The organism is Mesorhizobium sp. M7A.F.Ca.AU.001.01.1.1, assembly GCF_004022735.1.
Classification (GTDB): Bacteria; Pseudomonadota; Alphaproteobacteria; order Rhizobiales; family Rhizobiaceae; genus Mesorhizobium; species Mesorhizobium ciceri.
The window spans coordinates 1-1,225 of the sequence record NZ_RZPF01001121.1; the positions used below are offsets into that span (position 1 = coordinate 1).

The following is a 1,225-nucleotide window of genomic DNA, read 5'->3' on the forward strand; positions in this document are numbered from 1 at the left end:
CGCAAGATGCGTGGAAATCCAATTCTACTATCTTGTTTGAACTGACGTGTCCCGTGGGTTTTCCGCCGCGTTGCGTGGGAAAACCCTGTCAGGTCTCGAAAACGGAGGCCAGAGGAGGGCGCGTTTCCTTCACCCGGACCATGAGGTTCCGGGTGTGTTGTTTTGAAAAGGGAATGCGATGAGCAAGCGCGAATCCGCGAAGTACAAGATCGACCGCCGTCTCGGCGAAAACATCTGGGGCCGCCCGAAGTCCCCGGTCAACAAGCGTGAATACGGCCCCGGCCAGCATGGCCAGCGCCGCAAGGGCAAGCTTTCCGATTTCGGCCTGCAGCTGCGCGCCAAGCAGAAGCTGAAGGGGCACTATGGCGACGTTTCGGAAAAGCAGTTCCGCAAGGTTTATGAAGAGGCTGACCGCCGCAAGGGCGACACCTCGGAGAACCTGATCGGCCTGCTCGAGTCGCGTCTCGACGCGGTCGTCTACCGCGCCAAGTTCGTGCCGACCATTTTCGCCGCCCGTCAGTTCGTCAACCACGGTCACGTCAACGTCAACGGCAAGCGCGTCAACATCGGCTCGTACCGCTGCAAGCCGGGCGATGTCGTCGAAATCCGCGAAAAGTCCAAGCAGCTGGTCATCGTTCTGGAAGCGGTCGGTCTCGCCGAGCGCGACGTGCCGGACTACATCGAAGCCGATCACAACAAGATGGTCGCGACCTTCTCGCGCATCCCCGGCCTGGCGGACGTTCCGTTCGCCGTGCAGATGGAACCGAACCTGGTCGTCGAATTCTATTCGCGCTAAACGAGCGCGTTCTGCGACATCCTGCGAAGGCCGCCCGTCGAGGCGGCCTTTTCTTTGTCGGTCATGTCCGCTAATCCGGCGCTCTGGGCCATTGAAAGCGACATGCCATGAACATGCTTCCAGACATTGAAACGCTCGAACCGGTCGCCGACAGCGAAGGCGGTTTCCATCCGCTGGTCGCCGACAGCGAAGGCGGTTTCCATCCGCTGTTCGCCGACGTGCCGTCCTCGGTCGAGTTCAACAAACTGCGCAAGCGGCTGCTGCGGCTGACCCGGCAGGCGATCGAGGATTTCTCGATGGTCAAGCCCGGCCAGCGCTGGCTCGTAGCGCTGTCGGGCGGCAAGGATTCCTACGGCCTGCTCGCGGTGCTGCTCGACCTCAAATGGCGCGGGCTCTTGCCGGTCGATCTTCTGGCCTGCAATCTCGACC

General features: G+C 61.3%; 1 protein-coding gene and 1 pseudogene. Both read left to right on the forward strand.

What is annotated here, in order from left to right; genetic code table 11:
* Window positions 1-178 precede the first annotated feature (178 nt).
* A complete protein-coding gene (gene rpsD / locus EN884_RS36385; RefSeq protein WP_013532142.1) occupies window positions 179-796 on the forward strand; it encodes a 30S ribosomal protein S4 in 618 nt (205 codons plus the stop codon).
* Window positions 797-903: 107 nt separating this feature from the next.
* Window positions 904-1,225 (forward strand): annotated as a pseudogene (locus EN884_RS36390) (hypothetical protein); the annotation flags it as partial.